The sequence below is a fragment of the Micromonospora sp. ATA51 genome (genome assembly GCF_016802855.1).
Classification (GTDB): domain Bacteria; phylum Actinomycetota; class Actinomycetes; order Mycobacteriales; family Micromonosporaceae; genus Micromonospora; species Micromonospora sicca.
Genome location: NZ_JAEVHJ010000650.1, coordinates 1 through 1,453 on the forward strand (window position 1 = coordinate 1; position 1,453 = coordinate 1,453).

Annotated in this window: 1 protein-coding gene; it reads left to right on the plus strand. The window is 66.6% G+C overall.

Features of this window, described 5'->3' with window-relative positions:
* Positions 1-719 precede the first annotated feature (719 nt).
* The coding region (locus JNW87_RS38645) for a reverse transcriptase domain-containing protein (RefSeq protein WP_309234167.1) at positions 720-1,453 on the plus strand (734 nt) is incomplete at its 3' end.

Below are 1,453 nucleotides of genomic sequence, written 5' to 3' on the forward strand. Positions count from 1 at the left end.
CGTGCGCCACGAGGCGCTGATGTTGCCGTGCAGGAGGAAGTGCCTGCCGCCGGTCATCGCAGTGAACGGTAGAAGCTGAGGGCAGGCTGATCCCCGGGTTGGGGGTGAGGCCGGGAGCAGCCCTGACAATGAAGGGGCGGGTCGGTACCACCAGACGGCTCGTGCCCGCTAGCGAAGTCGGGAAGGCGTAAGGGAACTGAACCGGTGTCAGAAGCCCCGTCAGTCGTCAGCGATCTGTCGAACCTGGTGGATGGGTCGCTTTGCGGTGCTGGGCAGGTCGTGGCTTTTGGTCTGCCCGCTTCCGTCGTCCGTGTGATTTGGACGGCGGGAGGCCCCGGCCAAGACTGCGATGTGCGGCCGGTGGCGATGCCGTCGGGGTATAGCCGGACGCCGACACCCGACGCAACGGACATCAGTGAACGTGGGAAGCGGTCCGATGCCGCCCTCACCTGCCGGTTTCCAATCGGTGGGCGGGCAGGCGCAACGCCCGCTGTGGGTGTCGGATCGTGGCGGAGCCGCCGTAGTACTCCGAGGTCAGGAGAGCTGACCGCATGGGGAAGGGCGGCAGCGTGATGGGCAGCAAGCTCGATGGCGAAGAGTCGTTGAACAACGGCGAGTCGACGTGGCCGCTCTTCGGGGCGGCCGAGCGTCGGGTACTCGATCATCAGCGCAAGCTGCACCGATGGGCAAGAGCCGAACCGGGTCGCCGGTTCGCCGATGTGTTCAACCTGATCTGCGACCGGGCCACCCTCGTGGTGGCCTGGGAGCGGGTGGCGGGCAACCGGGGTGCGGTCACCGCCGGCGTGGACGGCCAAACTCGTGCCCACATCGGGCCGGAGGAGGTGGTGCCGTTCCTGCAGGAGTTACGCGATTCGCTGCGGGACGGCAGCTTCCGTGCTTTGCCGGTGCGGCAGGTGGCGATACCGAAGAAGAGCGGCAAGGTCCGCCTGCTCGGCATCCCCACCTTGCGTGACCGTGTGGCGCAGATGGCGCTCAAGCTGATCCTGGAGCCGATCTTCGAGGTCGACTTCTATCCGTCGAGCTACGGATATCGGCCGGGACGGCGTGCCCAGGATGCCATCGCGGAGATCCATCAGCTCGCCAGCCGCTCCTACGAGTGGGTGGTGGAAGGCGATATCACCGCCTGTTTCGACAACGTCGATCATCAGGTTCTCATGGACCTGGTGACCGAGCGCATCGCTGATCGCAAGGTGTTGCGACTGGTCCGCGCGTTCCTGCGGGCCGGGATCGTCGAACAGCACGGCGGGTTCGTCGACTCGCTGACCGGAACGCCGCAAGGCGGGGTCGCGTCTCCGCTGCTGGCCAACATCTACCTGTCCGTGCTCGACCGGCATTTCGCCCGGACCTGGGAACGGGACATGAGCCCACCGTGGCGGCGTCAACAACGCCGCCGCAAAGGGCTGCCGAACTACCGGCTGGTGCGTTACGCCGA